The organism is Brachybacterium sillae (assembly GCF_025028335.1).
Taxonomy (GTDB): domain Bacteria; phylum Actinomycetota; class Actinomycetes; order Actinomycetales; family Dermabacteraceae; genus Brachybacterium; species Brachybacterium sillae.
Window position 1 is genome coordinate 448,181 of record NZ_JAFEUW010000001.1, and the last position, 26,980, is coordinate 475,160.

Annotated in this window: 19 protein-coding genes, 3 tRNA genes and 2 pseudogenes; 4 read left to right on the top strand and 20 right to left on the bottom strand. The window is 68.3% G+C overall.

The genetic code is table 11. The features are described 5' to 3' along the window. Positions 1 to 25: 25 nt before the first annotated feature. On the top strand, positions 26 to 766 hold the full coding sequence (locus JSY14_RS02035) for an IclR family transcriptional regulator (RefSeq protein ID WP_259557100.1): 741 nt from the start codon (positions 26 to 28) through the stop codon (positions 764 to 766). 8 nt (positions 767 to 774) lie between these two features. Here the strand turns inward: JSY14_RS02035 and JSY14_RS02040 are convergent, their stop codons facing one another. The 6 genes from JSY14_RS02040 to JSY14_RS02065 form a co-directional block, all read right to left on the bottom strand. After that, entirely contained in the window at positions 775 to 1,626 is an 852-nt protein-coding gene (locus tag JSY14_RS02040) for a universal stress protein (RefSeq protein WP_259557101.1), read from the bottom strand. An 80-nt stretch (positions 1,627 to 1,706) separates the two neighbouring features. Continuing rightward, a tRNA-Glu gene (locus JSY14_RS02045) sits at positions 1,707 to 1,779 on the bottom strand. A 27-nt stretch (positions 1,780 to 1,806) separates the two neighbouring features. After that, positions 1,807 to 1,879 (bottom strand) — tRNA-Glu (locus tag JSY14_RS02050). A 33-nt stretch (positions 1,880 to 1,912) separates the two neighbouring features. Continuing rightward, positions 1,913 to 1,984: transfer RNA gene (locus tag JSY14_RS02055), tRNA-Gln, on the bottom strand. A gap of 145 nt (positions 1,985 to 2,129) precedes the next feature. Then, positions 2,130 to 3,653, bottom strand: coding sequence for a glutamate--tRNA ligase (gltX, locus tag JSY14_RS02060; RefSeq protein WP_259557102.1), 1,524 nt, complete (start codon positions 3,651 to 3,653; stop codon positions 2,130 to 2,132). A gap of 52 nt (positions 3,654 to 3,705) precedes the next feature. After that, positions 3,706 to 4,482, bottom strand: coding sequence for a fumarylacetoacetate hydrolase family protein (locus JSY14_RS02065; RefSeq protein WP_259557103.1), 777 nt, complete (start codon positions 4,480 to 4,482; stop codon positions 3,706 to 3,708). 55 nt (positions 4,483 to 4,537) lie between these two features. On the opposite strand from JSY14_RS02065, the gene JSY14_RS02070 reads away from it, so the two are divergent. The 3 genes from JSY14_RS02070 to JSY14_RS02080 are packed head-to-tail and all read left to right on the top strand — an operon-like array spanning position 4,538 to position 9,678. Next, complete coding sequence (locus JSY14_RS02070) at positions 4,538 to 6,142, top strand: cation:proton antiporter family protein (RefSeq protein WP_259557104.1); 1,605 nt, start codon at positions 4,538 to 4,540, stop codon at positions 6,140 to 6,142. A 7-nt stretch (positions 6,143 to 6,149) separates the two neighbouring features. Beyond that, the gene (locus tag JSY14_RS02075; protein WP_259559504.1) at positions 6,150 to 7,076 is read left to right on the top strand and encodes a 3-methyladenine DNA glycosylase; all 927 of its coding nucleotides are present in this window, start codon (positions 6,150 to 6,152) and stop codon (positions 7,074 to 7,076) included. 49 nt (positions 7,077 to 7,125) lie between these two features. After that, positions 7,126 to 9,678, top strand: a complete 2,553-nt coding sequence (locus JSY14_RS02080) for a DEAD/DEAH box helicase (RefSeq protein ID WP_259557105.1) — start codon at positions 7,126 to 7,128, stop codon at positions 9,676 to 9,678. 6 nt (positions 9,679 to 9,684) lie between these two features. Here JSY14_RS02080 and JSY14_RS02085 read toward each other — a convergent pair whose 3' ends face one another. The 14 genes and pseudogenes from JSY14_RS02085 to JSY14_RS02145 all read right to left on the bottom strand — a co-directional run bounded on the left by JSY14_RS02085 (position 9,685) and on the right by JSY14_RS02145 (position 26,942). After that, positions 9,685 to 9,969 (bottom strand): DUF6457 domain-containing protein, encoded by a 285-nt coding sequence (locus JSY14_RS02085; RefSeq protein WP_259557106.1) that lies wholly within the window; start codon positions 9,967 to 9,969, stop codon positions 9,685 to 9,687. Beyond that, positions 9,966 to 10,568, bottom strand: coding sequence for a molybdenum cofactor guanylyltransferase (mobA, locus tag JSY14_RS12495; RefSeq protein WP_432803590.1), 603 nt, complete (start codon positions 10,566 to 10,568; stop codon positions 9,966 to 9,968). The genes JSY14_RS02085 and mobA overlap by 4 nt, the downstream gene beginning before the upstream one ends. A 2-nt stretch (positions 10,569 to 10,570) precedes the next feature. After that, entirely contained in the window at positions 10,571 to 11,302 is a 732-nt protein-coding gene (gene narI / locus JSY14_RS02090; protein WP_259557107.1) for a respiratory nitrate reductase subunit gamma, read from the bottom strand. Then, entirely contained in the window at positions 11,302 to 12,144 is an 843-nt protein-coding gene (gene narJ, locus JSY14_RS02095) for a nitrate reductase molybdenum cofactor assembly chaperone (protein ID WP_259557108.1), read from the bottom strand. Before narJ ends, narI begins: the two co-directional genes overlap by 1 nt. 1 nt (position 12,145) lies before the next feature. Continuing rightward, positions 12,146 to 13,789, bottom strand: a complete 1,644-nt coding sequence (gene narH, locus JSY14_RS02100) for a nitrate reductase subunit beta (RefSeq protein ID WP_259557109.1) — start codon at positions 13,787 to 13,789, stop codon at positions 12,146 to 12,148. A gap of 22 nt (positions 13,790 to 13,811) precedes the next feature. Further along, positions 13,812 to 17,537 (bottom strand): annotated as a pseudogene (locus JSY14_RS02105) (nitrate reductase subunit alpha). Positions 17,538 to 17,567: 30 nt separating this feature from the next. Continuing rightward, a complete protein-coding gene (locus JSY14_RS02110) occupies positions 17,568 to 18,797 on the bottom strand; it encodes a nitrate/nitrite transporter (RefSeq protein ID WP_259557110.1) in 1,230 nt (409 codons plus the stop codon). 99 nt (positions 18,798 to 18,896) lie between these two features. Then, positions 18,897 to 19,499 (bottom strand): glycine cleavage system transcriptional repressor, encoded by a 603-nt coding sequence (locus tag JSY14_RS02115; protein ID WP_259557111.1) that lies wholly within the window; start codon positions 19,497 to 19,499, stop codon positions 18,897 to 18,899. Positions 19,500 to 19,567: 68 nt separating this feature from the next. After that, positions 19,568 to 20,659 carry a branched-chain amino acid aminotransferase gene (locus tag JSY14_RS02120; RefSeq protein WP_259557112.1) on the bottom strand — a complete coding sequence of 364 codons (1,092 nt, stop codon included), beginning with the start codon at positions 20,657 to 20,659 and terminating at the stop codon, positions 19,568 to 19,570. A gap of 73 nt (positions 20,660 to 20,732) precedes the next feature. Then, positions 20,733 to 21,787, bottom strand: a pseudogene (locus tag JSY14_RS02125) (3-isopropylmalate dehydrogenase). A gap of 45 nt (positions 21,788 to 21,832) precedes the next feature. Beyond that, the gene (gene serA, locus JSY14_RS02130; RefSeq protein WP_259557113.1) at positions 21,833 to 23,434 is read right to left on the bottom strand and encodes a phosphoglycerate dehydrogenase; all 1,602 of its coding nucleotides are present in this window, start codon (positions 23,432 to 23,434) and stop codon (positions 21,833 to 21,835) included. A 43-nt stretch (positions 23,435 to 23,477) separates the two neighbouring features. Beyond that, entirely contained in the window at positions 23,478 to 24,509 is a 1,032-nt protein-coding gene (gene ilvC / locus JSY14_RS02135; protein ID WP_259557114.1) for a ketol-acid reductoisomerase, read from the bottom strand. A 138-nt stretch (positions 24,510 to 24,647) separates the two neighbouring features. Beyond that, positions 24,648 to 25,181: an acetolactate synthase small subunit gene (gene ilvN / locus JSY14_RS02140; protein WP_259557115.1), complete on the bottom strand. Its 534-nt coding sequence runs from the start codon at positions 25,179 to 25,181 to the stop codon at positions 24,648 to 24,650. A gap of 3 nt (positions 25,182 to 25,184) precedes the next feature. Then, entirely contained in the window at positions 25,185 to 26,942 is a 1,758-nt protein-coding gene (locus tag JSY14_RS02145) for an acetolactate synthase large subunit (protein ID WP_259557117.1), read from the bottom strand. Between the last annotated feature and the right edge of the window lie 38 nt (positions 26,943 to 26,980).

The window sequence follows — 26,980 nt, forward strand, 5'->3', positions numbered from 1 at the left end:
ACTTTCAAGACGGCAATATCGACCCATGGACACCACAGAGATCTCCCCGGACGGGGGCAGCGGCGTCGGGGTGCTCGACAAGGCCGCGACGGTGCTCGGGGCCCTCGAGACCGGGCCCGCCACCCTCACGCAGCTGGTGCAATCCACGGGGCTGGCGCGACCGACCGCCCATCGGCTGGCCGTCGCGCTGGAGCACCATCGCCTCGTCGCGCGGGACATGCAGGGCAGGTTCGTGTTGGGACCGCGGCTCGGGGAGCTCGCCAGTGCCGCGGGTGAGGACCGCCTGCTCGCCTCGGCAGGCCCGGTGCTCGCCGCGTTGCGGGATCGCACCGGGGAGTCCGCTCAGCTCTACCGCCGTCAGGGGGACCACCGCATCTGCGTCGCCACCGCGGAACGTCCGATCGGCTTGCGTGACTCCGTTCCCCTGGGCGCGGCGCTGTCGATGAAGGCGGGGTCGGCTGCCCAGATCCTGTTGGCGTGGGAGGAGCCCGACCGCATGCACCGCGGTCTGCACGGGGCTCGTTTCACTGCCACCATGCTCTCGGCGGTGCGCCGTCGCGGCTGGGCCCAGTCCGTCGGTGAGCGCGAGGCCGGGGTCGGTTCGGTGTCAGCACCCGTGCGCGGGCCCAACGGCCGGGTGGTCGCGGCGCTGTCGGTCTCCGGACCGATCGAACGGATCACTCGCCAGCCGGGACGCCTCCACGCTGCCGCGGTGATCGCCTCGGCGAACCACCTCAGCGACGTGCTGCGCCACAGCGGGGTCTGACCCCGCGGTCAGCCGCGGTGCTGCAGCGGACGCTCGATCCAGATCGGCGTGTGGGCCAGCTGCACCACAGCGCCGGTTCGCGACGACGCCGAGGCCAGCCCCTCGGACGCGGCGGGCACGACGAGCATGCGGGAGCCCTCACTCGCGGCGACAAGGTCCTTCGCCGAATGTGCGGTCGCGAGGTCGGACAGCTTCACGGGCACGTCGACGCCGGCGCGGGCCACGGCCTGCCGGGTGTGGGCGAGGATCCGGTCGTGTTCGGCGGCGGGGGTGTGGACGCCGATGACGACGTGCACCTCGGCCTCATAGGCGGCCGCCAGGCGTCCGGCGCGCTCGAGCGCCTGCTCCCCCAGGTCGGAGGATTCGTACGCCACGCCGATGGGACCGTCGGTGGCCTCATCGCCGCGCACCACCACCACGGGGCAGGCGGCGTAGCGGGCGAGGGCGAGGCTGGTGGAGCCCATGACGACGGCCATCATCCGGCCGAGCCCGCGGCTGCCCACCGCGAGCACCGCGGCCCCGCGGGACTCGGTGACGAGCACGTCGGCCGAGCGTCCCTCCACGATCTCGGTGAGGACGGGGATCTCGGGAGCGACCTCGCGGGCGACCGCCTCGGCATGCGCGACGAGCGTCTCCGCCCCGGCGCGCAGACCGGAGCCCGCCACACCGGGCACCGGGTCGACGTCCACGTTCAGCAGAGGCCACACGAAGGCGTGGACCAGGCGCAGCTGCCCTCCGATGCGACGGGCGTGCTCGGCACCCCAGCGGATCGCGCGGTCGGAATCGTCGGAGTCGGAGATGCCGACGACCACGACGGGGAGGTCGGTAGCGGGCTGCGGGCTGGGGGTGCTGGTGGTCATGGCCTGATCCTATCGACCGCTGGTGACACAACCGGCTCCACGACGAAGGCCGGCACACCTGTGTGTGCCGGCCTTGCTCGTACCCCGTACCGGATTTGAACCGGTGTTACCGCCGTGAGAGGGCGACGTCCTGGGCCGCTAGACGAACGGGGCAGGGCAGCCGCCGCGGCGACTGCTTCGTACCCCGTACCGGATTTGAACCGGTGTTACCGCCGTGAGAGGGCGACGTCCTGGGCCGCTAGACGAACGGGGCGCGAGCGTCGCGATCCCGAAGAATCGCTCAGCGCTGGGGTACCTGGACTCGAACCAAGAACAACTGAACCAGAATCAGCCGTGTTGCCAATTACACCATACCCCATGGTGGAAGGCACTTTTCCGGTCGATTCCCCCGGTCTCCCGAAGGCATCGGCCGCGCCGTACCGAGGTACGACCATACCTGCTCCCGAGACCTCGGCGCAAAGCCGTAGAGGCCCTGCGGCCTGTGAGGTCTCCCACCCGGCGACTCAGGCGCGCGCGGCGAGCTGCGTCCGGAAGGACCGCAGACGGGCCAGCGTCGAGGGGCGCCCCAGCAGCTCCATTGACTCGAACAGCGGCGGCGAGACCCGGCGGCCGGACACCGCGCTGCGCAGCGGACCGAAGGCCAGGCGCGGCTTCACCCCCATGTCGTCGACGATCGCTGCGCGCAGGGTGGACTCGAGGGTCTCGGCCCGGAAATCATCCTCGGGAAGGGCCTCGATCTCTGCGATCGCCCGGTCGAGCACGCCCAGGGGATCCTCCCCGAGCTTCGCGAAGGCCTCCTCGGCGACCTCCAGATCCGCATCGTCGACGAACAGGAAGCGGAGCATGTCCGGCGCCTCCCCCAGCAGGTTCATGCGGGGCTGCACCAGCGGTGTCGCGGCCACCAGCAGAGCGCGCTGTTCGGCGGTCGGCGGATCGCTCAGCAGACCGGCCCCCTGCAGGTACGGCACCATCCGCTCGGTGAACTCCTCCGGCGGCAGCAGACGCATGTGGTCGGCGTTCAGGGCGGTCGCCTTCTTGAGGTCCACGCGCGCCGGGTTCGGGTTCACATCGGCGACGTCGAAGCGCTCGACGAACTGCTCCCGGGTGAAGACGTCCTGGTCGGCGCTGTAGCCCCAGCCGAGCAGAGCCAGGTAGTTCACCATGCCCTCGGGCAGGAACCCCTGCTCGCGGTAGAGGAACAGGTTGGACTCGGGGTCGCGCTTGGAGAGCTTCTTGTTGCCCTCCCCCATCACGTACGGCAGGTGCCCGAAGACGGGGATCCGATCGGCCACTCCGATGTCGACCAGCGCGCGGTACAGCGCGATCTGCCGTGGCGTCGAGGAGAGCAGATCCTCACCACGCAGCACATGAGTGACACCCATCAGCGCGTCGTCGACCGGGTTCACCAGGGTGTACAGCGGCTGTCCGTTGGCGCGGACCACCACGTAGTCGGGGGTGGAACCCGCCCGGAAGGTGATCTCCCCACGCACCAGGTCGGAGAAGGTGATGTCCTCATCGGGCATCCGCAGACGCCAGGTGGGCTCACGGCCCTCGTCCCGGAAGGCCTGCTTCTGCTCCTCAGTGAGGTCGCGGTCGTACCCGTCGTACCCGATCTGTGGGTCGCGGCCGGCGGCGCGGTGGCGGTCGGCGATCTCCTCGGCGGTGGAGAACGACTCGTAGATGTGGCCGGCGGTCTTGAGCCGCTCGATGACGTCGGCGTAGATCTCGCTTCGCTGCGACTGGCGGTAGGGACCGTGCGGCCCGCCGACCTCGACGCCCTCGTCCCAGTCGATGCCGAGCCAGCGCATGGCCTCGAGCAGCTGCTGGTAGGACTCCTCGCTGTCGCGCTTGGCATCGGTGTCCTCGATGCGGAAGATCAGCTTCCCACCGGTATGGCGGGCGTACCCCCAGTTGAACAGGGCGGTGCGCACCAGTCCGACGTGCGGCGTGCCGGTGGGGCTGGGGCAGAAGCGGACGCGCACGTCGCTGCCGGTGGCGGGGGCGTCGGGCGTGACGGTGCCGGTCACAGGGGTCTCCTCGGGTACAGGTGGCGCGGGTGGGGGCGGGATCGCGCGGTGGTCAGCGTCGCACGATCGGTGAGGTGAGGGTGCCGATGCCCTCGATGGTCACATCGACCGTGCTGCCGGCCTCGACGGTGCGCACCCCGGCCGGGGTGCCGGTGAGCACCACGTCACCGGGCAGCAGCGTGGTGACGTGGGAGATCTCCGCGATCAGCTCGGCCACCGGTCGCAACATGTCGGCGGTGGTGCCGTCCTGGGCGCTCTGCCCGTCGACGGCCGAGCCGATACGCAGGGACGACGGGTCGAGATCCGTCTCGATCCACGGCCCCAGCGGACAGGAGGTATCGAAGGCCTTGGCGCGGAACCACTGCGACTCGTCACGTTGCGCATCGCGTGCGGTGAGATCGTTCGCGCAGGTGTAGCCGAGGATCGCGGCGGGCACCTGCTCGGGGGTGAGGTCCTTGACCATGTGCTTGATCACGACGGCGAGCTCGGCCTCGAGGCTGACCTCCCGGCTGTAGGCGGGCAGCATCACCGGCTCACCGGGGCCGACCACCGCGGTGTTGGGCTTGAGGAAGAACAGGGCCTGCTCGGGCACCTCATTGCCGAGCTCGCGGGCGTGCTCGGCGTAGTTGCGGCCGACGCACACCACCTTCGAGCGGGGGATCACCGGGGCCAGCAACCGCACCCCGTCCAGCGGCAGGATCCGGCCGGTGGGGCGGATCTCGGTGTAGAGAGGGTCCCCGGTGATGCCGTAGACCATGTCGCGGCCGTCCTTCTCCTGAACGATGCCGTAGGCGGGATCCTCCCCGGTGGTGTAACGGGCGATGCGCATGGGCTCCAGTCTAGGCGCGCCGCCGGGCGCGTCCCGGATCGGCCAGAATGTTCCCATGGACGTCCTCGTGGTTCCGGTGCTGGCGGCCTTCGGCCTCGGTGCCCTGGCCCACCTGGTGCGTCTGCCACCCCTGATCGGATATCTCGCCGCCGGATTCGCCCTCAGTATCGCCGGGGTGGCCGCTCCCCCGGGCCTCGAGGTGATGGCGGAGGTCGGGGTGGCGCTCATGCTGTTCACCATCGGCCTGCACCTCGATCTGCGCACTCTGCTGCGCCCGCAGGTGTGGCTCACGGCCACGGCGCACATGCTCGCGGTGACGGTGCTGTCGGCCCTCGGCCTGGCGGGTCTGGCGGCCGCCACGCTGCTGGCCCCGGCCTCCTGGCGCGATGTCGCTGTGATCGGCCTGCTGCTGTCGTTCTCCTCGACGATCCTGGCGCTGAAGATCCTGCAGGACCGCGGCGATACCTCCTCGCTGTACGGCCGCATCGCCATCGGCATCCTGCTGATACAGGACATCGCAGCGGTGGTGATCATCTCTGTGTCCACCGGGCATCCGCCGCGTCCATGGGCCCTGGCCCTGGTGGCGGTCATCCCCCTGCTGGTGTGGGCCACCCGGCACTGGCCGCATCTCGGTGACGGTGACCTGGGCGTGCTGTTCGGGGTGCTCATGGCGCTGGTCCCGGGATACGCCCTGTTCACCTGGCTGGGGCTCTCCGGGGAGCTCGGGGCCCTGGTGATGGGCGTGATCCTCGCCCGCCACGACGGCGCCGACAAACTCGCGCGCACCGTCGCCTCCGTGCGCGAGCTGCTGCTGGTCGGCTTCTTCGTGAACATCGGTTACCTGGGTCTGCCCGACCTCGCGAACGTGCGGGAGGGGCTGCTGATGCTTCTGCTGCTGCCGATGCAGGGCGTGGGCTACTGGCTGCTGTTGATGTGGCTGGGAATGCGCCACCGCACCGCCGTCCTCGCCTCCCTGACCCTCACCAACTTCTCCGAGTTCGCACTCATCGTCGCCGCACTCGGGGTCGACGACGGCACCCTCGATGCGCACTGGCTGAACTCACTGGTGATCGCGGTGGCCGCGAGCTTCGTCCTGTCAGGCCTGCTGAACCCGCTGTCGGTGGGACTCGCCACCCGTATCTCCTCCTGGCTGGGCCCGAGGCCCGTGGAACGCCTGCATCCCGAGGAGCGCCCCCTGGATCTCGGGGACGCCCGCACGATCGTGCTGGGCATGGGGCGGGTGGGTCGCGTGGCCGCCCAGCGACTGGAGACCGAGTACGGCATACCCGTGCTCGGCGTGGAGCAGGACCCCCAGCGGGTGGAGGTGCTGCGGGAGCAGGGCGTGCGGGTGATCGAGGGGGATGCCACCGACGCGGATTTCTGGGCGCGCGTGCGCGAGGACGACGACATCGAGGCGATCATCCTGGCATTGCCCTCGCAGCATGCGAACCTCGAGGCGCTGCGCCGCCTGCGCGCCGCGGGGTCCGATCGGGATGATCGCCAGATCGCGGCGATCGCCCAGTACCGCGAGGACGTCGCGGAGCTGCACAACCACGGCCTGCGGACCGTCGTCCACCTGTATGCAGGAGCAGGCGCCGCTCTAGCCGATGCCGTGGCCGAGGCGGAGGATCTTCCCGGGAGCGGCCGTGGGCACGCCTGAATCCGTCATGACGGCCGAGCAGGCTCGCCGCGCCCGCGCCGCCCACGAGGCTCGGGCCGACACCCTGACCGCGAGCATCCGTGAGCGTCGGGCCCGCGGGGAGAAGCACCCGGTGGAGGACTTCCTCACCACCTACTACCCCTTCTCCTCCGCCCGCCTGCGCCGCTGGCACCCCGGGTGGGCGATCGCCTACGACGCCGCCGCCGATGAACCGGGCGAGGGCCGGCCGCCCCTGGCCGATGCCGATGAATGCGGCCGCCACTGGTACACGGACTCCCCCGATCCCACCGGTACCGGCCGTATCCTGCGCCGCGCCGACGTGTCCCGGTTCATCGCCGAGCGTGCCGACGCCCTGGCCTTCGTCACGGAGCTGCTGCAACGGTCCTCCCTCCCCGCCCGGACACCGCAGTTCGGCTGTTTCGGCTTGCACGAGTGGGCGATGGTCCACGGTCTGCGGCCCGGGCAGCAGCGGCATGAAGACCTCCCGTTGCGGCTCAGCCAGGAGGAGACCGACGCGGTGGTGGAACGGGAGCGCCTGGTGTGTTCCCACATCGACGCCTTCCGTTTCTTCACCCCGTCGGCGGCGCCGCGCAACACCCTGCAGCCGACGCGTCCGGCCCAGCGTGACCTCGACAATCCCGCGTGCCTGCACGTGGGGATGGACCTGTACAAGTGGGCGATGAAGATGACGCCGCTGGTGCCCTCGGAGCTGGTGCTCGATTGTTTCGAACACGCCCGGGAGATCCGGGTGCTAGACATGGAAGCGAGCCCCTACGACGTGCGGCCCCTCGGATACGGCGTGGTGCCGATCGAGACCGCCGCCGGGAAGGCCGAGTACGTGCGTCGTCAGCGTGCCCTTGCGGAGCTTTCGCAGGACCTCCGTGCGCGGCTGCTGACGATTCTGGAACCCCTGCGCCCGGCGCCCGGCTCGTGAGGGCCTGCTGCCGACCTCGTCTGTCGGCCCCGCCTGAGAGACTGGGGGCATGCCCCTCCTCGCAGATCACCTGCCCGACGCCCCCGCCTCCCAGGACGCGATCGTCGACGCCTTCGTCGCCGCCCAGGCGCAGATCGGGCGCACGCTGTACCCGCATCAGGAGGAGGCCCTGCTGGCGATCGCCGCGGGCGATCACGTGATCGCGGCGACCCCCACCGGCTCCGGCAAGACGACCATCGGCTACAGCGCGATCTTCGCGGCCATGGCCCGTGGGGAGCGCTCCTACTACACAGCGCCCATCAAGGCCCTGGTCAGTGAGAAGTTCTTCGACCTGGTGGCACAGTTCGGGGCGGAGAACGTCGGCATGATGACCGGGGACTCCTCGGTCAACCACGACGCCCCCATCCTGGTGTGCACCGCGGAGATCTTCGCCCAGCACGCCCTGCGGGAGGGCTCGTTCTCCGACGTCGGTCTGGCCGTGATGGACGAGTTCCACTACTACGGGGATCCGCAGCGCGGCTGGGCCTGGCAGGTGCCGTTGCTGGAACTGCCCGACTGCCAGTTCGTGCTCATGAGTGCCACCCTCGGTGACACCACCGATCTCGAGCGTGATCTCACCGACCGCACCGGCCGCGATGTGAGCGTCATCGCCGACGCCCCACGCCCGGTGCCGCTCGACTTCCGCTGGTCCACCGAGACCCTGCCCGACACCATCGCGCAGATCCTGGAGGAGCGCGACGCCCCCGTCTACATCGTCCACTTCACCCAGAAGGACGCGGTGGAGCAGGCGTTAGCCCTGCGGCGCCAGGACATCCTCACCGCCGAGGAGAAGGAGCAGGTGCGTCGCCTGATCGGCGACTTCCGCTTCGCGAAGGGCTTCGGCCGGCAGTTGTCCGGGCTGGTCCGCGAGGGTATCGGGGTGCATCACGCAGGGATGCTCCCGAAGTACCGCCGCCTGGTGGAGCGTCTGGCGCAGTCGGGCCTGTTGAAGATCATCTGTGGCACCGACACCCTCGGCGTCGGGATCAACGTGCCGATCCGCACGGTGCTGCTGACGGGTCTGGCGAAGTTCGACGGGCGGCGGATGCGGCTGCTGAACGCCCGCGAGTTCCACCAGATCGCCGGGCGGGCGGGCCGCGCTGGATTCGACACCATCGGGCACGTGGTGGTGCAGGCGCCACCGTGGACGGTCGAGTTCCTCAAGCAACAGGCGAAGGCCGCCGCCCGGGTCGAGTCCGGGGCGGTGCCGAACAACGCCAAGAAGAAACGCAGGGAGCCCAAGCCCAAGGTGCCCGAGGGCGCGATCTCGTGGTCCGAGGCGAACCTCACGAAGCTGGTGGAGAACCCGCCCGCGCCGCTGCGTCCTCACCTGCGTTTCACCCCGGCGATGGCGCTGGCTCTGATCGCCCGCCCGGGGGATGCCGTCGCCTCCGCCCGGCACCTCATCATGACCAGCCACCAGACCACCACGCAGAAGCTGGCACTGGTCCGGGAGGCGGTGCAGATCCTGCGGGGCCTGATCGATGCGGACATCGTGCAGGTGCTGCCGGAGCCCGACCACCTGGGTCGACGGCTCGCCCTGGTGGAGGACCTGCAGCTGGATTTCACCCTCACCCAGCCGCTCGCACCGTTCGCGATCGCGATGATCGACTCTTTCGAGGAGGACTCCCCCACCCTCACCCTCGATACGGTCTCCACCATCGAGGCGATCCTCGACGACCCCATGCCGATCCTGCTGGCGCAGCAGAACGCGGCCCGCGGGGAGCTGCTGGCCGAGATGAAGGCCGACGGTGTGGAGTACACCGAGCGGATGGCCCGCCTGGAGGAGGTCACCTGGCCTCAACCCCTCGCGGAGGAACTCACCGCGGCGCTGGAGATCTACCGGCGGCATGCCCCGTGGCTGCGCGGCGAGGACCTCTCCCCGAAGTCGATCGTGCGGGAGATCTACGAGACCGGGCAGACCTTCAGCGAGTTCGTCCAGCGGTACCAGCTGGCGCGTTCCGAGGGCATCGTCCTGCGGTACCTCTCCGACGCGTACCGCACCCTGCGCCGCACGATCCCGCAGGATCTGCGCACCGAGCAGCTCGAGGAGATGCTGGAGTGGCTGGGTGTGCTGGTGCGCGGCATCGACTCCTCCCTGCTGGATGAGTGGGAGGCCCTCGCTCATCCCGAGGACGGAGCCCCGGACGTGGCCGGTGAGCTGCGACCCGATTCCCCGCGGGCCCTGTCGGCGCAGACGAAGGTGCTGCGCACCATGGTCCGGGCGGCCATGTGGCAGCGGGTCGAGCACTTCGCCTTCGAGCGGGAGGAGCGTCTGGCGGAACTCGACGGCGCCGACGGATGGGACCGCGACCGGTGGGCCGCGGCGATGGACGACTACTACGACCGCCACGACCACGTGGGGATCGACGATGCCGCCCGCTCCCCGCAGCTGCTGCAGATCCAGGAGGAATCGAAGATCTGGCGGGTCCGGCAGGTGCTCGCCGACCCCGAGGGCGACCGCGACTGGGCCCTCGAGGCAGAGCTCGACCTGGAGGCCACCGATGAGGCCGGGGAACCCGTGCTGCGGATGGTGCGGGCCGGGGAGTTCAACGGCTCGTAACGATCCTCACCGCGAGGGAGCGGCGTCACTCTCCCGGCAGAGGCGCTCCACAACGACGCATGCCTCCTCGATCCGGGCTCCGCGCCCGACGGCGTACCCGACGAGGTACGAGGCGATCGGCGCCATCGACCGTTGAATGTGTTCGGCCACCACCGACGTCATCTGGTGCACGCGGTCGACATCGACGGTGTCCTGCCCAAGGTTGAGTTCCGCTTCCACCTGACGGATCCATGGTTCCAGGTATGTCGCCCACTGCGCGGTCTGTGTGACCGGCGGCTTGGTGGCGTTCATGTCCGAGACTCCCATCGCTCCCACTGCTCCCATTCATCGATGTCATCCGCAGCCCATGCAGGGACCTCTACCGGGGCCACGGTCAGCTGTTCCAAGACCGACCGCACCGATCGATCTCGATGTCCCCCTGCATGAAGCACCTCGAACAAAGCCTTCCGTGACACGCACAACGCGAGATGCTCGCGATGCCCATCGGGGTGCACGGCGACGACACCGTCCGTTGAGGATCGGCGGTGCTTCGCGCCTTCCAGAAGAGCGGGGACCAATGCGGGCGCCCCCGGCATGTCACAGGCCAGAACGAGCACGTCTGCGGGAGCTCCGGGCGTACCCGGCGGCGCGATCCTGTCGAGCAGGGTCAGTCCGGCGGCGATTCCCGCCACAGGACCCCCGCCTGGGGGGTTCTCCAGCGTCTGATGCACGCCTTGCGGTACAGCAACCGTCGGTGGGGCGACGACAACACGACACGTCGTGGTCGGGACCGACTCCAGCACGATGTCGAGCAGCCGACGGCCATTGACTCTCAGATCAGCCTTGCAGACACCCCCCAGACGCTGCCCTGAGCCACCCGCCAACACGAGCAGAGCCGGTGGGGTCGCCACGCTCAAAAGGACACCTTCTCCCAGCCTCGACGCTCCGCTTCCTTCCGCGGATCCTTCGAGCGATACACGATGTACGGCCGGGTCAGATACCCCAGCGGAACCGCAAACACATGGACCAGGCGGGTGAAGGGCCAGATGGCGAACAGCGCAAGGGCGGACAGCACGTGCAGCTGGAAGAAGATCGGCGCCTGTCCCATCGTCACGGGGTCCGGACGGAAGCTCCAGAACTGTCGGAACCACACCGAGACGCCCTCTCGGTAGTCGTAGTCACCGAAGACGGAGTGGACAACGGTGGCGAGTACCCCGAACACGATGACCGCCGTCAGTACGAGGTACATCAATTTGTCCCCGGACGTGGTCGCCCCGAAGACGCGGCGATTGGTGCGGCGTCGATACAGCAGGATAAGCAGCCCCCCCACGCAGGCCACGGCAGCCGCAAGCCCGATGATGACCGCCATCAGGTGATAGACGTGGTCGTGGATACCGATGGCGTCCATCCAGGATTTCGGTATCCCCAATCCCACCACGTGGCCGAAGAAGATGCCGATGATCCCGAAGTGGAACAGCGGCGACCCGATGGCCAACAGCCTCGACTCGTAGATCTGGCTCGAACGGGTGGTCCAGCCGAATCGGTCATGACGGAAACGCCACACGTGCCCCAGCACGAAGATCGCGAGCACCATGTAGGGCACCACGACCCACAGCAGCAATCCGGGAATAGTCACGTCGGTCATCAGGGGCGTCCTCTCAACAGTTCGACGGGCACAGGGCCCGGCGCGGATGCTGTGCCACCGCATGCTCCGGCCGCGGCGGTCTGATGGTGGAGATCTAGGGCGTCGGACTCCTGTCCGTAACCATCCAGTCCCACAGTCTCTTCGGCGGGCCCCTCCGCTGCCAGGCGTAGCACTGCCTCGCGATCGTCGGCGTCCAACGGCGGCAGGGTCGCGCAGACTGCCCCGACAGCACCGTGCCAGGAGGACGAGATGTCGGCTAGGTGAAGGCGCAGCAGCTCCAGACCTGGCCGGTTATCTCTCAGGATCTTGGCTCCTCGCGCAGCATCATGCGCGGCGGCGAACTCGAGCACCATGGGAAGATAATCAGGAAGTTCCGTGTCGGAGACGTCCACACCCCCGGCACGAAAATCCTGCTTGATGCGTACCAGCGCCATTCCCCGTCGACGGGTGTCGCCCTGACTGAAATACGTCAGGTACAGACAGCCTCGTCGTCGCGTATCGAAGGTATCGACGTAGCGTTCCTGCAGCTTCAGAGCGTCACCCTGGACGAGGGCGTCGAGAGTACTCGTCAGCGGGCCTCGTGTGACCTCCGGGAGACTGTCCACGAGGGTGCGCAGGGCGGGAATCCGATCGAACAGATCCGCATCGGGATAGCCCAACAACCACGACGCAGCCAACCACGTGGACCGGAGCGCATCATCCTCCAGACCAGCGGCATGCAGCAGATCCTCACGGGAGGTCCCCTTCCCCGCACCCGTCTGATGCGAGGCACGCCCTCCAGTCACTCTCTGCGGCCCGGATGAGGTGCGGCGACGATCCAGAAGACGCGCGAGGGTGCCCATTTCAGGCCGTCCCTTCGGCGCGCTGGGGGAACAGTCCCTGCGGAGTGCCCTTCCCATCCCAGTTCAGGAGGTTCACCCGCACACCGGCGGGACGCTCGGGCAGGCCAGAGCCCTCAGTCTGTCGCTTGGTGGCGTAGCCCGGTCCCGCCATCCCCAGGGACTGCTCCGGCAGGGACATCCCCATTCCGGGTCCCCCCGGGGCATTCAGCGGGCAGTCGGTCCCGATGCCCTCGAGATCATGGGCCGACTCGTGGTGCCCGACGGGGATCACGTACCGGTCTTCGTACTTTGCGATCGCGAGCAGCCTGTACATCTCTTCCATTTCGCGGCCGGTCATGGCCACCGCATTGGCGATACCCTCGCGGGGTTCGTTGCCCAGGTTGACATCGCGCATGTACGAGCGCATCGCCGCCATCCGGTAAAGAACACGTTCCACCGTGGGAACATCACCGGCAGTGAACAGATTCGCGAGGTACTCCACCGGGATGCGGAGCGCGTCGATTGCGGCGAAGAGGTTCTCGGCGTCCTCCGCGTCGTACCCGGTATCGCGCACGACATCCACGACCGGTGAAAGCGGCGGGATGTACCACACCATCGGCATCGTCCGATATTCGGGATGCAGGGGCAGGGCGACCTGGTAGTCCTTGATGAGCTTGTATGTGGGCGACTTCTGAGCGGCGAGGATCCAGTCGTGGGGAATACCGGCGGCCTGAGCCCCCGCTACGACCTCCGGGTCGTGAGGATCGAGGATGAGGTCACGTTGCGCCGCGTAGAGATCCTTCTCGTCACGGGTCGAGGCGGCCGCGAGGACGCGGTCCGCGTCGTAGAGCACCAGCCCGATGTAGCGCAGACGGCCCACGCACGTCTCGGCGCACACCGTCGGCTCCCCCTGCTCAATACGGGGGTAGCAGAACGTACACTTCTCGGCCTTGCCGGTGCGGTGGTTGAAGTAGATCTTCTTGTAGGGACACCCCGTGATGCACATTCTCCATCCGCGGCATCCATCCTGGTCCACCAAGACAATCCCGTCCTCCTCGCGCTTATAAATCGCACCGGAGGGGCAGGAGGCCACGCACGTCGGGTTCAAACAGTGTTCGCAGATGCGCGGGAGGTAGAACATGAAGGTCTGATCGAACTCGAACTGGACCTTCTCTTCGATGCCCTTGAGCATCGGATCTTTGTCCTTGTGCAGGTAGGTGCCACCGAGATCATCATCCCAGTTCCCGGACCATTCGATCTGCACCCGCTCCCCCGAGATCAAAGACTTCGGCGGTGCGGTCGGTATGGTCTCCTGCTGAGCCGGGGAATTCAGCAGCTTGTCGTACTCGTAGGTCCACGGCTCGTAGTAGTCTTCGATCCCGGGCAGCCGGGGGTTGGAAAACAGCTGCAGCAACTTCGTGAGACGTCCACCGGCCTTGAGCTTCAGACGCCCATTGGCGCCGAGCTCCCATCCGCCCCGCCACTTATCCTGGTCCTCGTAGCCACGCGGGTACCCCTGACCGGGCCGGGTCTCCACATTGTTGAACCAGATGTACTCGGTTCCTGTGCGGTTGGTCCACGCCTGTTTGCAGGTGACGGAGCAGGTGTGGCATCCGATGCACTTGTCGAGGTTCATCACCATCGACATCTGAGCCATGACGCGCATGTTTCGCTCTCCTCGCTTCTCGTCAGTACTCGACCGGGGTCGTGCGCTTCCGGATCACCGTGACCTCGTCACGCTGATTCCCAGTCGGCCCGTATTAGTTGAACGCAAAGGACAGCTGGGCATAGCCACCGATCAGATGGGATGGCTTGAGCATGATCCGCGTGAGGGAGTTGTGGATGCCTCCTCGCATGCCGTCGCGCTCCGTGAGGGGAACATTGACGGTTCGGTCCTGTGCGTGATGCATGAATGCCGTGCCTCGAGGCATACGATGGCTGACCACCGCACGGGCCGCGACCACGCCGTTCCGGTTGACGGCCTCGACCCAGTCATTGTCAGTGATCCCTACGGCGGCGGCGTCCTCAACGCTCATCCAGATGGTCTGTCCGCCACGGGACAGATTCATCATGAAGAAGTTCTCCATGTACATGGAATGGATCGCCCACTTGTTATGCGGAGTGAGGTAGCGCACCGAAATCGACGTCCCGTCCGTGTCTCCCAGTGGACGCTCCCCGAATAGGGCGGTCATATCCAACGGCGGCCGGAACACCGGCAGCGCCTCCCCCATCTCCAGCAGCCAGTCGTGATCCAGGTAGAAGTGCTGACGCCCGGTCAGGGTGTGCCAGGGCTTTTTTCGTTCGACGTTGATGGTGAAGGGACTGTATCGACGCCCACCGGTCTCCGAGCCGGACCACTCCGGGCTCGTGATCACCGGAACCGGAGCGGCCTTGGTGTCCGAGAAGCGGATCTGCTTGCCCTCGTTCTCCGCGGCAAGGTCATGCAGGGGCATGCCGGTCCGCTTCTCCAGGGTCTTGAAGCCCTGAGTCGCCATATGCCCGTTCGTGGTGCCCGACAGCGACAGGATGAACTCACAAGCGCGCAGATCGGTGTCAAGCCGCGGCCGGCCGGCGGTGGGCCCGTCGGCCACGAGCCCGTTGAGCCGTCCCAACTTCTCCACATACTCCGCGACGTCGTACGTGATGCCCTTGGTGGTCATACCCAGCTTCTCGAGCAAGGGCCCGACGGAGGTGAACTTCGCGTGGATCTGCGTGTAGTCACGCTCGACTTCCACGAGCGTCGGCATGGTCAGGCCCGGAACCGGCTCACACTCCCCCTTCTTCCAGTCACGGACTCGTCCGTGGGGCGTCGCGAGCTCCCCGGGGGTGTCATGCTGCAGCGGGAACGCCACCACATCGCGCCGCACGCCCAGATGCGTGACCGCGAGTTCGCTGAACTTCTTGGCGATCCCGGCCCACGTCTCCCAGTCCGTGCGTGATTCCCACGGGTTCGAGATCGCGGGGTTGAACGAATGAATGAACGGATGCATATCGGTGGTTGAGAGATCGTGCTTCTCATACCACGTGGCGGCAGGCAGGATGACATCCGAGTGCAGCGTATGGCTGGTCATTCGGAAGTCGAGGGTGAGGACGAGATCGACCTTGCCGATCGGGGCCTCCTCGCGCCAGACCACATCCCGGGGGCGGAACTCCGGTGGCGTCTCCTCTTCGGTGGCTGCACTGTCCACACCCAGCAGGTGGCGGAAGAAGTACTGGTCACCCTTCGCCGAGGAACCCAGGGTGTTCGCCCGCCAGATCGACCAGATCCGGGGGAAGTTTTCCGGCGCATCCGGATCTTCCGCAGCGAACCGGATCGTTCCGTCCTTCAAAGCGTCCACCAGCCAGGGGATCGTGTCCCGGCCGTCGGCCTCTGCGCGATCAGCCACCGTCAGTGGACTGACGTTGAACTGCGGGAAGAAGGGCTGCCAGCCCAAACGCTGCGACAGCGCCACCGCGTCAGCGGTGGCGGTGCCGGCGAAGGCACCGCTTCCCGTCGTCGCCGCAAGGGTGTCGGCACCGAACCGGTCATACCGCCACTGGTCGGTGTGCATGTACCAGTAGGTGGTCTGCGTCATCTGCCGCGGTGGGCGGCTCCAGTCCAGAGCGTTGGCCAGGTGGAGCCATCCGGTGATCGGCCGCACCTTCTCCTGTCCCACATAGTGGGCCCATCCCCCACCGTTGACCCCCTGGGTCCCACACAGATTGGTCAGGGTGAGGAAGGAGCGGTAGATCGTGTCCGAGTGGAACCAGTGATTGGTGCCAGCGCCCATGATGATCATGGAGCGGCCACCGGAGTCGATCGCGTTCTGGGCGAATTCGCGGGCGATGCGAGCCGCCGCCTGGCCCGGAACTCCGGTGATGGTCTCCTGCCATGCCGGGGTGTAGAGGGCATCCGCGTCATCCAGACCGGTGGCCCACTGCCCAGGAAGTCCGGCACGTCCGACGCCGTACTCGGCGAGCATGAGGTCGAAGACGGTCGTGACGATCCGTCCCCCCACGGACCGTACGGGAACTCCGCGCGGGATATCGCCGCGGCCTCCCTGCCCCGCCGTGTCGAACCGCGGCAGCAGCACCTCGGCGACATCCTCGTGAAGTCCCAGCAGGGTCAGGGCCGGTTCGATCTCGCCGAGATCCAAGTTCCATCGTCCGACGCCATCGGCGGAATACCGGTGTCCCAGAGTCCCGTTGGGGACGACGGGCCGCTGCGTGCGAGCGTCGAAGACGAACGGCTTGAAATCAGCGTGCTCGGTATCGGCCTCCGTACTCACAACGGGCCCAAGATCACTTGCGACGACGAACTTCCCCGGAACCAGGGAACCGTCGGGCCGTCGCTGGAGTTCCACCAGGAACGGCAGATCAGTGTACTGCGTTGCATACGACAGGAACGACGGGGTCGGCGAGTCGACATAGAACTCCCGCAGGATCGTGTGCCCCATCGCCAAGGCGAGTGCCGCGTCGGTGCCGGGCTTCGGTGCAAGCCACTCATCCGCGAACTTGACGTTTTCCGCGTAGTCGGGGGCCACGGAGACGACCTTCTGGCCGCGGTAGCGCGCCTCCGCCATCCAGTGGGCATCCGGAGTCCGCGTCAGCGGCACGTTAGAGCCCCACATGATGAGGTAGGAGGCATCCCACCAGTCCCCGGATTCCGGCACGTCCGTCTGGTCGCCGAATACCTGCGGAGAGGCGGGCGGCAGATCGGCATACCAGTCGTAGAACGACAGCATGGAGCCGCCGATCAGCTGATGGAACCGCGCCCCTGAGGAAAACGACACCTGGCTCATCGCCGGGATCGGCGAGAACCCCACGGTGCGGTCTGGCCCGTATTCCTTGACGGTGTGCACGTACGCGGCAGCGACCATTTCGACGGCCTCGTCCCACGACGCACGGACCAGGCCGCCCTTGCCTCGGGCCGACTTGTAGCGCCGAGCCTTCTCCGGCGAGGAGACAATCGCGCGCCAGGCCTCGACCGGGTCATTATTGGGCGCTGCGGCCTTCTCCTCGCGGAACATACGCAGCAGTTCGGACCGCACATACGGGTAGCGCACGCGCGTCGGCGAATAGGTGTACCAGGAGAACGAGGCGCCACGGGGGCAGCCTCGCGGCTCATACTCCGGGCGATCCGGCCCGGCGGATGGGTAGTCGGTCTCCTGAGACTCCCAGGTGATCACGCCGTCTTTGACGTACACCTTCCAGGAACATGATCCGGTGCAGTTCACCCCGTGCGTCGAGCGCACGACCTTGTCATGGCTCCAGCGTTCCCGGTAGAAGGAGTCACCGCGGCGACCCCCCACCCGATGGGTCTCCCGATTGTCGTCACTGATCCGTTCTGAGCGGGTGAAGAAGCGCCGTGCACCGATCAGCGCGTCAGCGAGAGGCCCATCCAGGCCGGGTCGATCATCGGACGTCGTCGTCATCATGTTCTCCTAGCGCGAATTTCGGTGGTGTCAGTGAACGGTGTCGGCTGACCGAGCGCCCTTGGCAACCCACAGCGTCACCGCTATGGCGCCCAGAGTGGCGAGCAGCAGCATGATGATTCCCAGCGAGTAGCTCCCGGTGGAGCGGTGCACCGCGGCCATCACCAGCGGCGGGACGAAGCCACCGATGCCACCGGCCGCGCCGACGAATCCCGTCACCGAACCCACAACCGACGGCTCCGTGGTGGCCGCCACCAGGGCAAACACCGCGCCAGACCCCAGGCCGAGCCCCGCGGCCATGAGAATGAACGCGGCCGTTCCGATCGGCATGAGCGGCGGCTGGAACGCGAGGACGGCAGCACCCAGCGCCACCGCCGTGTACGAGATGAGCAGCGTCCGAGCGGGCCCGATGCGGTCGGAGAAGATGCCTCCCAGCGGTCGCATGATCACTGCGACGATCACGAATCCGGCCATGCGCAGAGCAGCATCGCCGATCTCCAGGCCGTACCAGGTGCGCAGCATCGTCGGCAGGAACACCGAGAACGCGACGTAACCACCGAAGGCCAACGCGTACAGATAGCAAGCCTGCCAGGTGAGCTTCAGACGCATCACCGCGAGCGATTGCTGGACCACGTTGCGACGAGCGGGTGTCCAGTCCGGGGCCGTCGGCAGCAGGAACCATGCGAGCACGGCGTAGGCGACCAGGGCCACCGCAGTCAGCACGAACGGAGCAGCAGACCCGACGTTTTCAACGAGCGGCACCGTGGTGAACGCGCTAATGGCGGTCCCCCGCATTCCCATTCCATAGATGCCGGTGGCCATGCCGCGACGGGCTGGAGGGAACCACGAGTTCACATACGGGACGCCGATGGCGAAGGTGGTGCCGGCGATGCCCAGAAAGAATCCACCGAGAAGCAGCGTGCTGTAGCTGCCCTGTCCGAAGAACCCTAGGAACAGCACCGGGATCACGGTGATCAGCGAGACGATCGGGAACATGAGCCGGCCGCCGAATCGATCGGTCAGCGCCCCGATCGGAATGCGCCCCAGGGAGCCGACCAACACGGGGATCGCCACCACCAACGCAGCACCGGGGATGATGTTCTGCTCCACGAAGCGAGGCCCCAGAGGGCTGAGGAGCGCCCAGGCCCAGAAGTTCAAGCCGAATCCGAGAGTGGCCAGGATGAGGGCCCTCAACGCCCCCGCAGGGAGCGTCGATGAGTTGGGAGGAGCGCTGTGAGCAGGTATAAAGGATCTCTCCACGGTGCAGCATAAGCGGGAACGGGGTGTCCCACCATGGAAAGAGTATCGGCGATCGGCCGGGACGTTTGTCCCAGCTTCAGCACTGTCAAGACCAAGTGCTTACCGCACTCCGGGTGTCAACCCGTCCACAGATCCCCGGTCCTGAGTGCCGATACCGGGGGCGTCGAGCTCGAGGTCGACCATGAGCTCGTCCGCGATCCGCTCGAGCGCCTCCCGCACCACGGCGTCATCGGTGCCCTCCCGCAGCCGCACGTCGGCGACGGCGTGGAATAGCTGCCCGCCTCCCTCGGGGGCGTGGGAGGTCCAGGACCGGAAACCGTCGACGGTGGCGCCCTGAGCGGCCAGCGCCGAGGTCACCTCGCGCACCATCCCGGGACGGTCCAGGCCCACGAGCTCCAGATGCAGCGGGCTGCCCACCGGCTGACGACCGTCGGCCTCGGAGTCTGTCGCGTCGACGTCCTCGTCGAGGATCGACGTCTCCACCCGCAGGCCGATCTCCCCGCGCAGCCCGGCGAGGGACTGGGAGAACCCGGCGATCTCGTGGTCGGGGACGTCGACGATCGCGATGCCGACGAACTTCCCGGCCAGGCGGGCCAGTTCGCTCTGGAGCCAGTTGCCGCCGTGGTCGTGCACAGCGGAGGACAGGGCCGAGAGCAGGCCCTCACGGTCGGTGCCGATGATGGTGAGCACGAGAGTGGACATGCCGCTCACCCTAGACGAGAGTCACTCCCCACCGCCCGCCGGGTCCGGGGGACGGGACCCGGTCCGCCTCAGACCAGGCGGGTCAGCCAGCCGTGACGGTCCTCGACGCGGCCGTACTGGATGCCGGTGAGCAGCTCTCGCAGGGCCATGGTGTGCTCCCCGCTGCCGCCGTCGCCGACGGTCCACGTGCCGTCCTTCGTGCGGAACTCACCGATCGGGGTGATGACGGCGGCGGTGCCGCAGGCGAACATCTCCCGGATGCGTCCCGCGCGCACGTCCTCCAGCACCCGGGCGAGCTCCAGGCGCTCCTCGACGGGTTCGAGGCCGCGGTCGGTGGCCAGGCGCAGAATCGATGCGCGGGTGACGCCCTCAAGGATCGATCCGGTCAGGCGGGGCGTGAGCAGGCGACCGTCGTCGGTCACCGCGAACACGTTCATGCCGGACAGCTCCTCGATCGCGGTGTGCGTGGAGGAGTCGAGGAACATGACCTCATCGGCGCCGTGCTCGGCCGCCTCCTGCTTGCCCACCAGGGAGGAGGCGTAGTTGCCGCCGCACTTCGCCGCCCCGGTGCCGCCGGCGCCGGCACGGGCGTAGGTGTCGGTCACCCACACCACCAGCGGCTGCACCCCGCGCGGGAAGTACGACCCGGCCGGGGAGGCGATCACGCAGTAGTCGACGGTCAGGGCCGCCCGCACGCCGAGGAACTCCTCGGAGGCGTACATGAAGGGCCGCAGGTACAGCGACTGCTCCCCCGCCGGGTCCGGCACCCAGTCGACGTCCGCGGCGACGAGCTCCCGCACGGAGGCGAGGAAGCTCTCGGTGTCGAGCTCGGGCAGGGCCAGTCGTCGGGCGGAGCGCTGCAGACGCTCGGCATTCTTCTCCGGTCGGAAGCTCCAGATGGAACCGTCGGCATGGCGGAAGGCCTTGAGGCCCTCGAAGACCTCCTGCGCGTAGTGCAGCACGGCGCTGGCGGGCGAGAGGGTGAGGGGGCCGAACGGGACGATGCCGTCGCCACCCCAGCCGCTCTCGGAGGTCCAGCGGGCGACGGCCATGTGATCGGTGAAGGAGGATCCGAACCCGGGATTCTGCAGGATGCGGGCGCGCTCGTCGTCGCTGGTGCGACGGGGGGCGTCGGTGCGGGGGAAGGCGAGCGCGGTCATGGGCATCTCCTCGGGGTGGGCGGATGGTCGGGTCGGGGCGGGCGCGGGATCAGGGGGCGGGCCAGCGGGTGGGTCAGCCGACACGGACGGCGTCGGCGAGGGCCTCGCCGATCTCGCGGGTGGAGCGACGGGCTGCGGCCGGGTCCTCGGCGCGGCGGGTGAGGTCGGTGTCGACGGCGCGCCGGATACGGGCGGGCGCGTCGTCGTGCCCGAGATGCTCCAGCATCAACGCGACGGACAGCACGGTCGCCGTGGGGTCGGCGATCCCCTGCCCGGCGATGTCCGGGGCGGAACCGTGCACGGGCTCGAACATGGAGGGGTAGCGCCCGGTGGGGTTGATGTTGCCGGAGGCCGCCAGGCCGATCCCGCCGCCGATCGCGGCCGCGAGGTCGGTGACGATGTCGCCGAACAGGTTGTCGGTGACGATCACGTCGTACCGGCCGGGATCGGTGACCAGGTGGATCATCGCGGCGTCCACGTGGGAGTAGGCGGTCTGGACCTCCGGGAACTCCTCCCCCACCTGCTCGACGATCCGCCGATACAGGTGACCGGCGTGCACCAGCACGTTGTGCTTGTGCACCAGGGTGAGGTGGCGGCGGCGGCGCTGTGCCTGCTCGAAGGCATACCGCACCACCCTTTCCACCCCCATGGCGGTGTTCACCGACACCTCGGTGGCGATCTCCTCGGGGGTGCCCTGACGCAGCGCCCCACCGTTGCCGACGTACGGACCCTCGGTGCCCTCGCGGACCACCAGGAAATCGACGTCTCCGGGCTCGGCCAGGGGGACGGCACCCCCGGCAGCAGGCGGGTGGGGCGCAGGTTCACGAAGTGGTCGAAGGCGAAGCGCAGCCGCAGCAGCAGCCCGCGCTCCAGCAACCCGGAGGGCACATCGGGGTCACCGACGGCGCCCAGGAGGATCGCATCGTGCTCGGCCAGGCGTCGCAGGTCGTCCTCGGTGAGGGTCTCCCCGGTGCGGTGCCAGCGCCCGGCCCCGAGGTCGAAGGGGGTGGTCTCCACCGCGACCCCGCTGCCCTCGAGCGCGGCCTTGAGGACCCGCAGCCCCTCGGGGACGACCTCGTGGCCGATGCCGTCGCCCTCGATGACGGCCAGGCGCAACGTGCTGCTCATGCGTGTCTCCTTCGGGTGGGGCGTCGGTCGGGCCGGTGCGGGGGTTCAGTAGGTGACGTCGATGGCGTGGGCGCTGATGGCGCCGACGAGGTGGCCGACGCTGCGGGCGGTCTCCTCGGGGATCGAGTGGTCGAGGTTCAGCACGGTGAGGGCCACCGGGTCCTCCCCGCCGCGGCTGCACACCTGCATGCCGGCGATGTTGATGTCCTCGGCGCCCAGGGCGGCGCCGTATCGGCCGATCATGCCGGGGCCGTCGTGGTAGCGCATCACGAGCAGGTGGTCGCTGAGCGCGATGTCGAAGGGGTACCCGTCGATCTCCACCAGCTTGTGCGCCTGCTCGACACCGGTGAGGGTCCCGGCCACGGTGAGGGTGCTGCCGTCGCGGAACACGCCGCGCAAGCGGATGAGGTTGCGGAAGCGGTCGGAGATCTCATCGGCGGTGAGCTCCACGGAGATTCCGCGCTCCGTCGCCAGCAGCGGGGCGTTGACGTAGCTGACCTGCTCGGCGGTGTCGCGGAACAGACCCCGCAGGGCGGAGAGCTTCACCGCGGAGAGGTCACGTGAGGCGATCTCCCCGTGGACGATCACCTCGAAGTGCTCGGGGCTGCGCTCGGCGAGCTGCGTGAACACCTGCCCCAGGCGGTCGGCCAGGGCGATGCCCGGACGCACCTCGCTGTGGATGGCCCCTCCGGCGACGTTCACGGCGTCGGGCACGAGTTCCCCGGCGAGGGCCAACCGCACCGACTGCGCGACCGCGATGCCGGCCTTCTCCTGGGCCTCCGCGGTGGACGCCCCCAGGTGCGGGGTGAGGGTGACGTTCGGCAGGGAGAGCAGCTTGGAGGCGGTCTCGGAAGCCGACGGCGGCTCGGAGGTGTAGACGTCCAGGGCCGCGCCCGCGATCCGGCCGGTGGTCAGGGCCTCGTACAGGGCGGTCTCGTCGATCAGACCACCGCGGGCGGCGTTGATGACGTGCAGCCCGGGCTTCGCCTGCGCGAACTGCTCGGCGCTGATCAGCCCGGTGGTCTCGGGCGTCTTCGGCATGTGCACGGTGACGATGTCCGACTGCGCCATGAGCTCCGGCAGGTCCACCACCCGGGCGCCGAGCTCCGCGGCCCGCGCGTGGTTGACGTACGGGTCGTAGGCCAGCAGATGCACGCCGAACGGACGCAGACGTTCCGCCACCAGCTGGCCGATGCGGCCGAACCCGACGATGCCGACGGTCTTGCCGTGCAGCTCCACGCCCGACAGCGCCGAGCGCTCCCACTTCCCGGCCTTCATGGAGGCATCGGCGCGGCCGATGTTCCGCAAAGAGGCGAGAATCAGCGCGATCGCGAGCTCCGCCGCGGAGATGATGTTCGAGGTGGGGGCGTTGATCACCATCACCCCGGCGGCGGTGGCGGCGGGGACGTCGACGTTGTCGAGCCCGACCCCGGCGCGGGCCACCACCTTGAGCCGGGGCGCCGCGTCGAAGACCTCCTGGTCCACGGTGGTGGCGGAGCGGATGAGCAGGGCATCCGCCTCCGCCACCGCGGCGAGGAGGGCGGGACGATCGGTGCCGTCGACGGATCGGACATCGACACCGTCACCCAGCACCTCGACGGTGGCGGGCGACAGCTTCTCGGCAAGCAGGACGACGGGACGGGTCACGGTGCCTCCTCCGGGGGGGGGATGACGTGCGGTGGGGCCGCGGTCAACGCGCGGCGCTGCCCTCGGTGTAATCGGCGTCGACGGTCTCCTTGTTCCAGGAGAACATCTTGCGCAGATCCTTGCCGACCGTCTCGATCGGGTGCTGGGCCTCGGCCTCGCGGAGCTTCTGGAACTCCTCGCCGCCCTTGTCCTGGTCCTCGATGAAGCGACGGGCGAAGCTGCCGTCCTGGATGTCGGAGAGCACCTCCTTCATCGCCTGCTTCGTCTGGTCGGTGACGATGCGCGGCCCGGAGACGTAGTCGCCGAACTCGGCGGTGTCGGAGATCGACCAGCGCTGCTTGGAGATGCCTCCCTCGATCATGAGGTCGACGATCAGCTTGAGCTCGTGGAGCACCTCGAAGTAGGCGATCTCCGGCTGGTAGCCGGCGTCGGTGAGGGTCTCGAAGCCTGCCTGCACCAGGTGGCTCATGCCGCCGCACAGCACCGCCTGCTCGCCGAAGAGGTCGGTCTCGGTCTCCTCGGTGAAGGTGGTGCGGATGACACCCGCGCGGGTGCCGCCGATGCCCTTGGCATAGGAGAGGGCAAGGTCCCAGGCCTGGCCGGAGGCGTCGTTCTCCACGGCGATGATGTCCGGGATGCCGCGGCCGGCCACGAACTCGCGGCGGACGGTGTGGCCGGGGGCCTTGGGCGCCACCAGGATCACGTCGACGGTCGTCGGGGCCTCGATGTAGCCGAAGCGGACGTTGAAGCCGTGCGCGAAGGCGAGGGTCTTGCCCTCGGCGAGGTGCGGCTGGATCGACTCGGTGTAGATGGTGCGCTGCACCTGGTCGGGGGCGAGGATCATGATGACGTCGGCCCACTGGGTGGCGTCGGCGACATTCTTCACCTCGAAGCCCTCGTCGGCGGCCTTCTGGGCGCTCTTCGACCCGTCCTTGAGCGCCACGACGACCTCGACGCCGCTGTCGCGCAGGTTCATGGCATGCGCATGGCCCTGGGAACCGAAGCCGACGATCGCGACCTTCTTCCCCTGGATGATCGAGAGATCGGCATCGTCGTCGTAGAACATCTCTGCCATGGTCGGTGCGCTCCTTCGTGGGTGAGGGTCTCGTCGGCAGGCGCCGCGGGGCGGCCCCTGCGGGGCGATAGGGTCGATCCTATCGCCGGGTGTCTTGCATTCTGGATGGACGGTCCACGACGTGGACCAGGGTGGGTCTCAGCTGTCGGCCAGCAGAGCGCGGTCCGTGATCAAGCGACCGCCGCGGCCGATGGCGACCGCACCGGACTTCACGAGCTCGCGGATGCCGAAGGGCTCGAGCATCCCCAGCAGGGCCTCGAGCTTGTCGGGACCGCCGGTCGCCTCGATGGTCACGGCGTCGGGCGCCGCATCGACGACCTTCGCCCGGAACATCTGCACGATCTCCAGCACGGAGGTGCGGGTGGTGTTGTCGGCCCGCACCTTGACCAGCACGAGTTCGCGGGAGACCGACTGCCGCTCCTCCAGCTGGACGATCTTCAGCACGTTCACCAGCTTGTTGAGCTGCTGGGTGATCTGCTCCAGCGGGTGCTCGGCGACGTCGACCACCACGGTGATGCGGGAGATCTCCGGATGCTCGGTGGGTCCCACTGCGAGGGAGGCGATGTTGTAGCCGCGGCGGGCGAACAGGGCGGCGACGCGTGTCAGCACGCCGGGGGTGTTCTGCACCAGCACGGACAGGGTCTGGGTGGTGCGCGGGGTGGTGTGGCTCATGGCTCAGATGTCCCTCTCCCACTCGGGGCTCATGCCCTGGGCGATCTGGATCTCGTCATTGGAGACGCCGGCGGGCACCATCGGCCACACCATGGCGTCGGCGCTCACGTGGAAGTCCACGACCACCGGGCGGTCGTCGATCTCCATGGCCCGTTCGATGGAGGCGTCGATGTCCTCGTCCCGCTCACAGCGCAGGCCGGCGCAGCCGTACGCCTCGGCGAGCTTCACGAAGTCCGGGACCCGGCGGCTCCCGTGGCCGGTGTTGAGCTCGGTGTGCGAGTAACGCTGGTCGTAGAACAGGTTCTGCCACTGCCGCACCATGCCCAGGGAGCTGTTGTTGATCAGCGCCACTTTGATCGGGATCTCGTTGATCACGCAGGTGGCGAGCTCCTGGTTGGTCATCTGGAAGCAGCCGTCGCCGTCGATGGCCCACACGGTGGTGTTGGGCCGGCCGACCTTCGCCCCCATGGCGGCGGGCACCGAGTAGCCCATGGTGCCCAGCCCCCCGGAGTTGATCCAGCTGTAGGGCTTCTCGTAGCGGATGAACTGGCTGGACCACATCTGGTGCTGGCCGACGCCGGAGACGTAGATGGCGTCGGGTCCGACGATCTCCCCGAGCCGGCTGATGACCTTCTGCGGGGCGGTGAAGCCGTCGGCGGTGGCGGTCCACCCGAGCGGGTAGGTGTCGCGCAGCATGTCCAGCGTGTTCCACCACGCCTCGTAGTCGCGCGGGTCGGTCTCCGCCAGGCGCGCCCGCAGCTCCTCCGTGAGGGAGCGCGCGGCGTCTCGGGCCTCACCGACCAGGGGGACGTCGGCAGTGCGGTTCTTGGAGATCTCCGCCGCGTCGACGTCGACGTGCACGATCGCCGCATGGGGCGCGAAGGAGTCGAGCTTGCCGGTGACGCGATCATCGAAGCGCGCGCCGATCGCGATGATCAGGTCGGCCCGCTGCAGGGCGGAGACCGCCGCCACCGTGCCGTGCATGCCGGGCATCCCCAGGTGCTGCGGATGGGAATCCGGCAGGGCGCCCCGCGCCATGAGGGTGGTGACGAACGGCGCGCCGGAGAGATCCACGAGCTCGCGGACCTCATCGCTCGCCCGTCCGCGCAGCACCCCGCCGCCCAGCAGGAACACCGGGCGTTTGGACTCCAGCAACAGGGACACGGCCTCGCGCACCTGCTTGCGCGCCGGGCGGGCCCCGGTCTCGTATCCGGGAAGATGCAGACTCTCGGGCCACGCGAAATCGGTCATGGCCTGCTGGGCGTCCTTGGTGACGTCCACCAGCACCGCACCCGGCCGACCGGTCGAGGCGATGTGGAAGGCCTGCTTCACCACCATCGGGATGTCCTCGGCCCGCCGCACGAGGAAGTTGTGCTTGGTGACCGGCATGGTCATGCCGACGATGTCGGCCTCCTGGAAGGCATCCGTGCCGATGAAGGTCGACCCCACCTGCCCGGTGATCGCCACCAGGGGGATCGAGTCCATCTGGGCATCCGCGATGGGGGTGATGAGGTTCGTGGCGCCGGGCCCGGAGGTGGCCATGCACACGCCCACCTTCCCCGTCGCATGGGCGTACCCGCTGGCGGCGTGCCCGGCACCCTGCTCATGGCGGACCAGCACATGGCGCAGCCTCTGGGCGTCCAGCAGCGGGTCATAGGTGGGGAGGATCGCCCCGCCCGGGAGGCCGAAGACGACCTCCGCACCCGCGTGCTCGAGCGATGCGACCAGCGCCTGCGCGCCGGTCATCCTCTGACCGGTCATGGGATCTCCTGGGGGTGGTGGGGCGGACATGAAAGAAC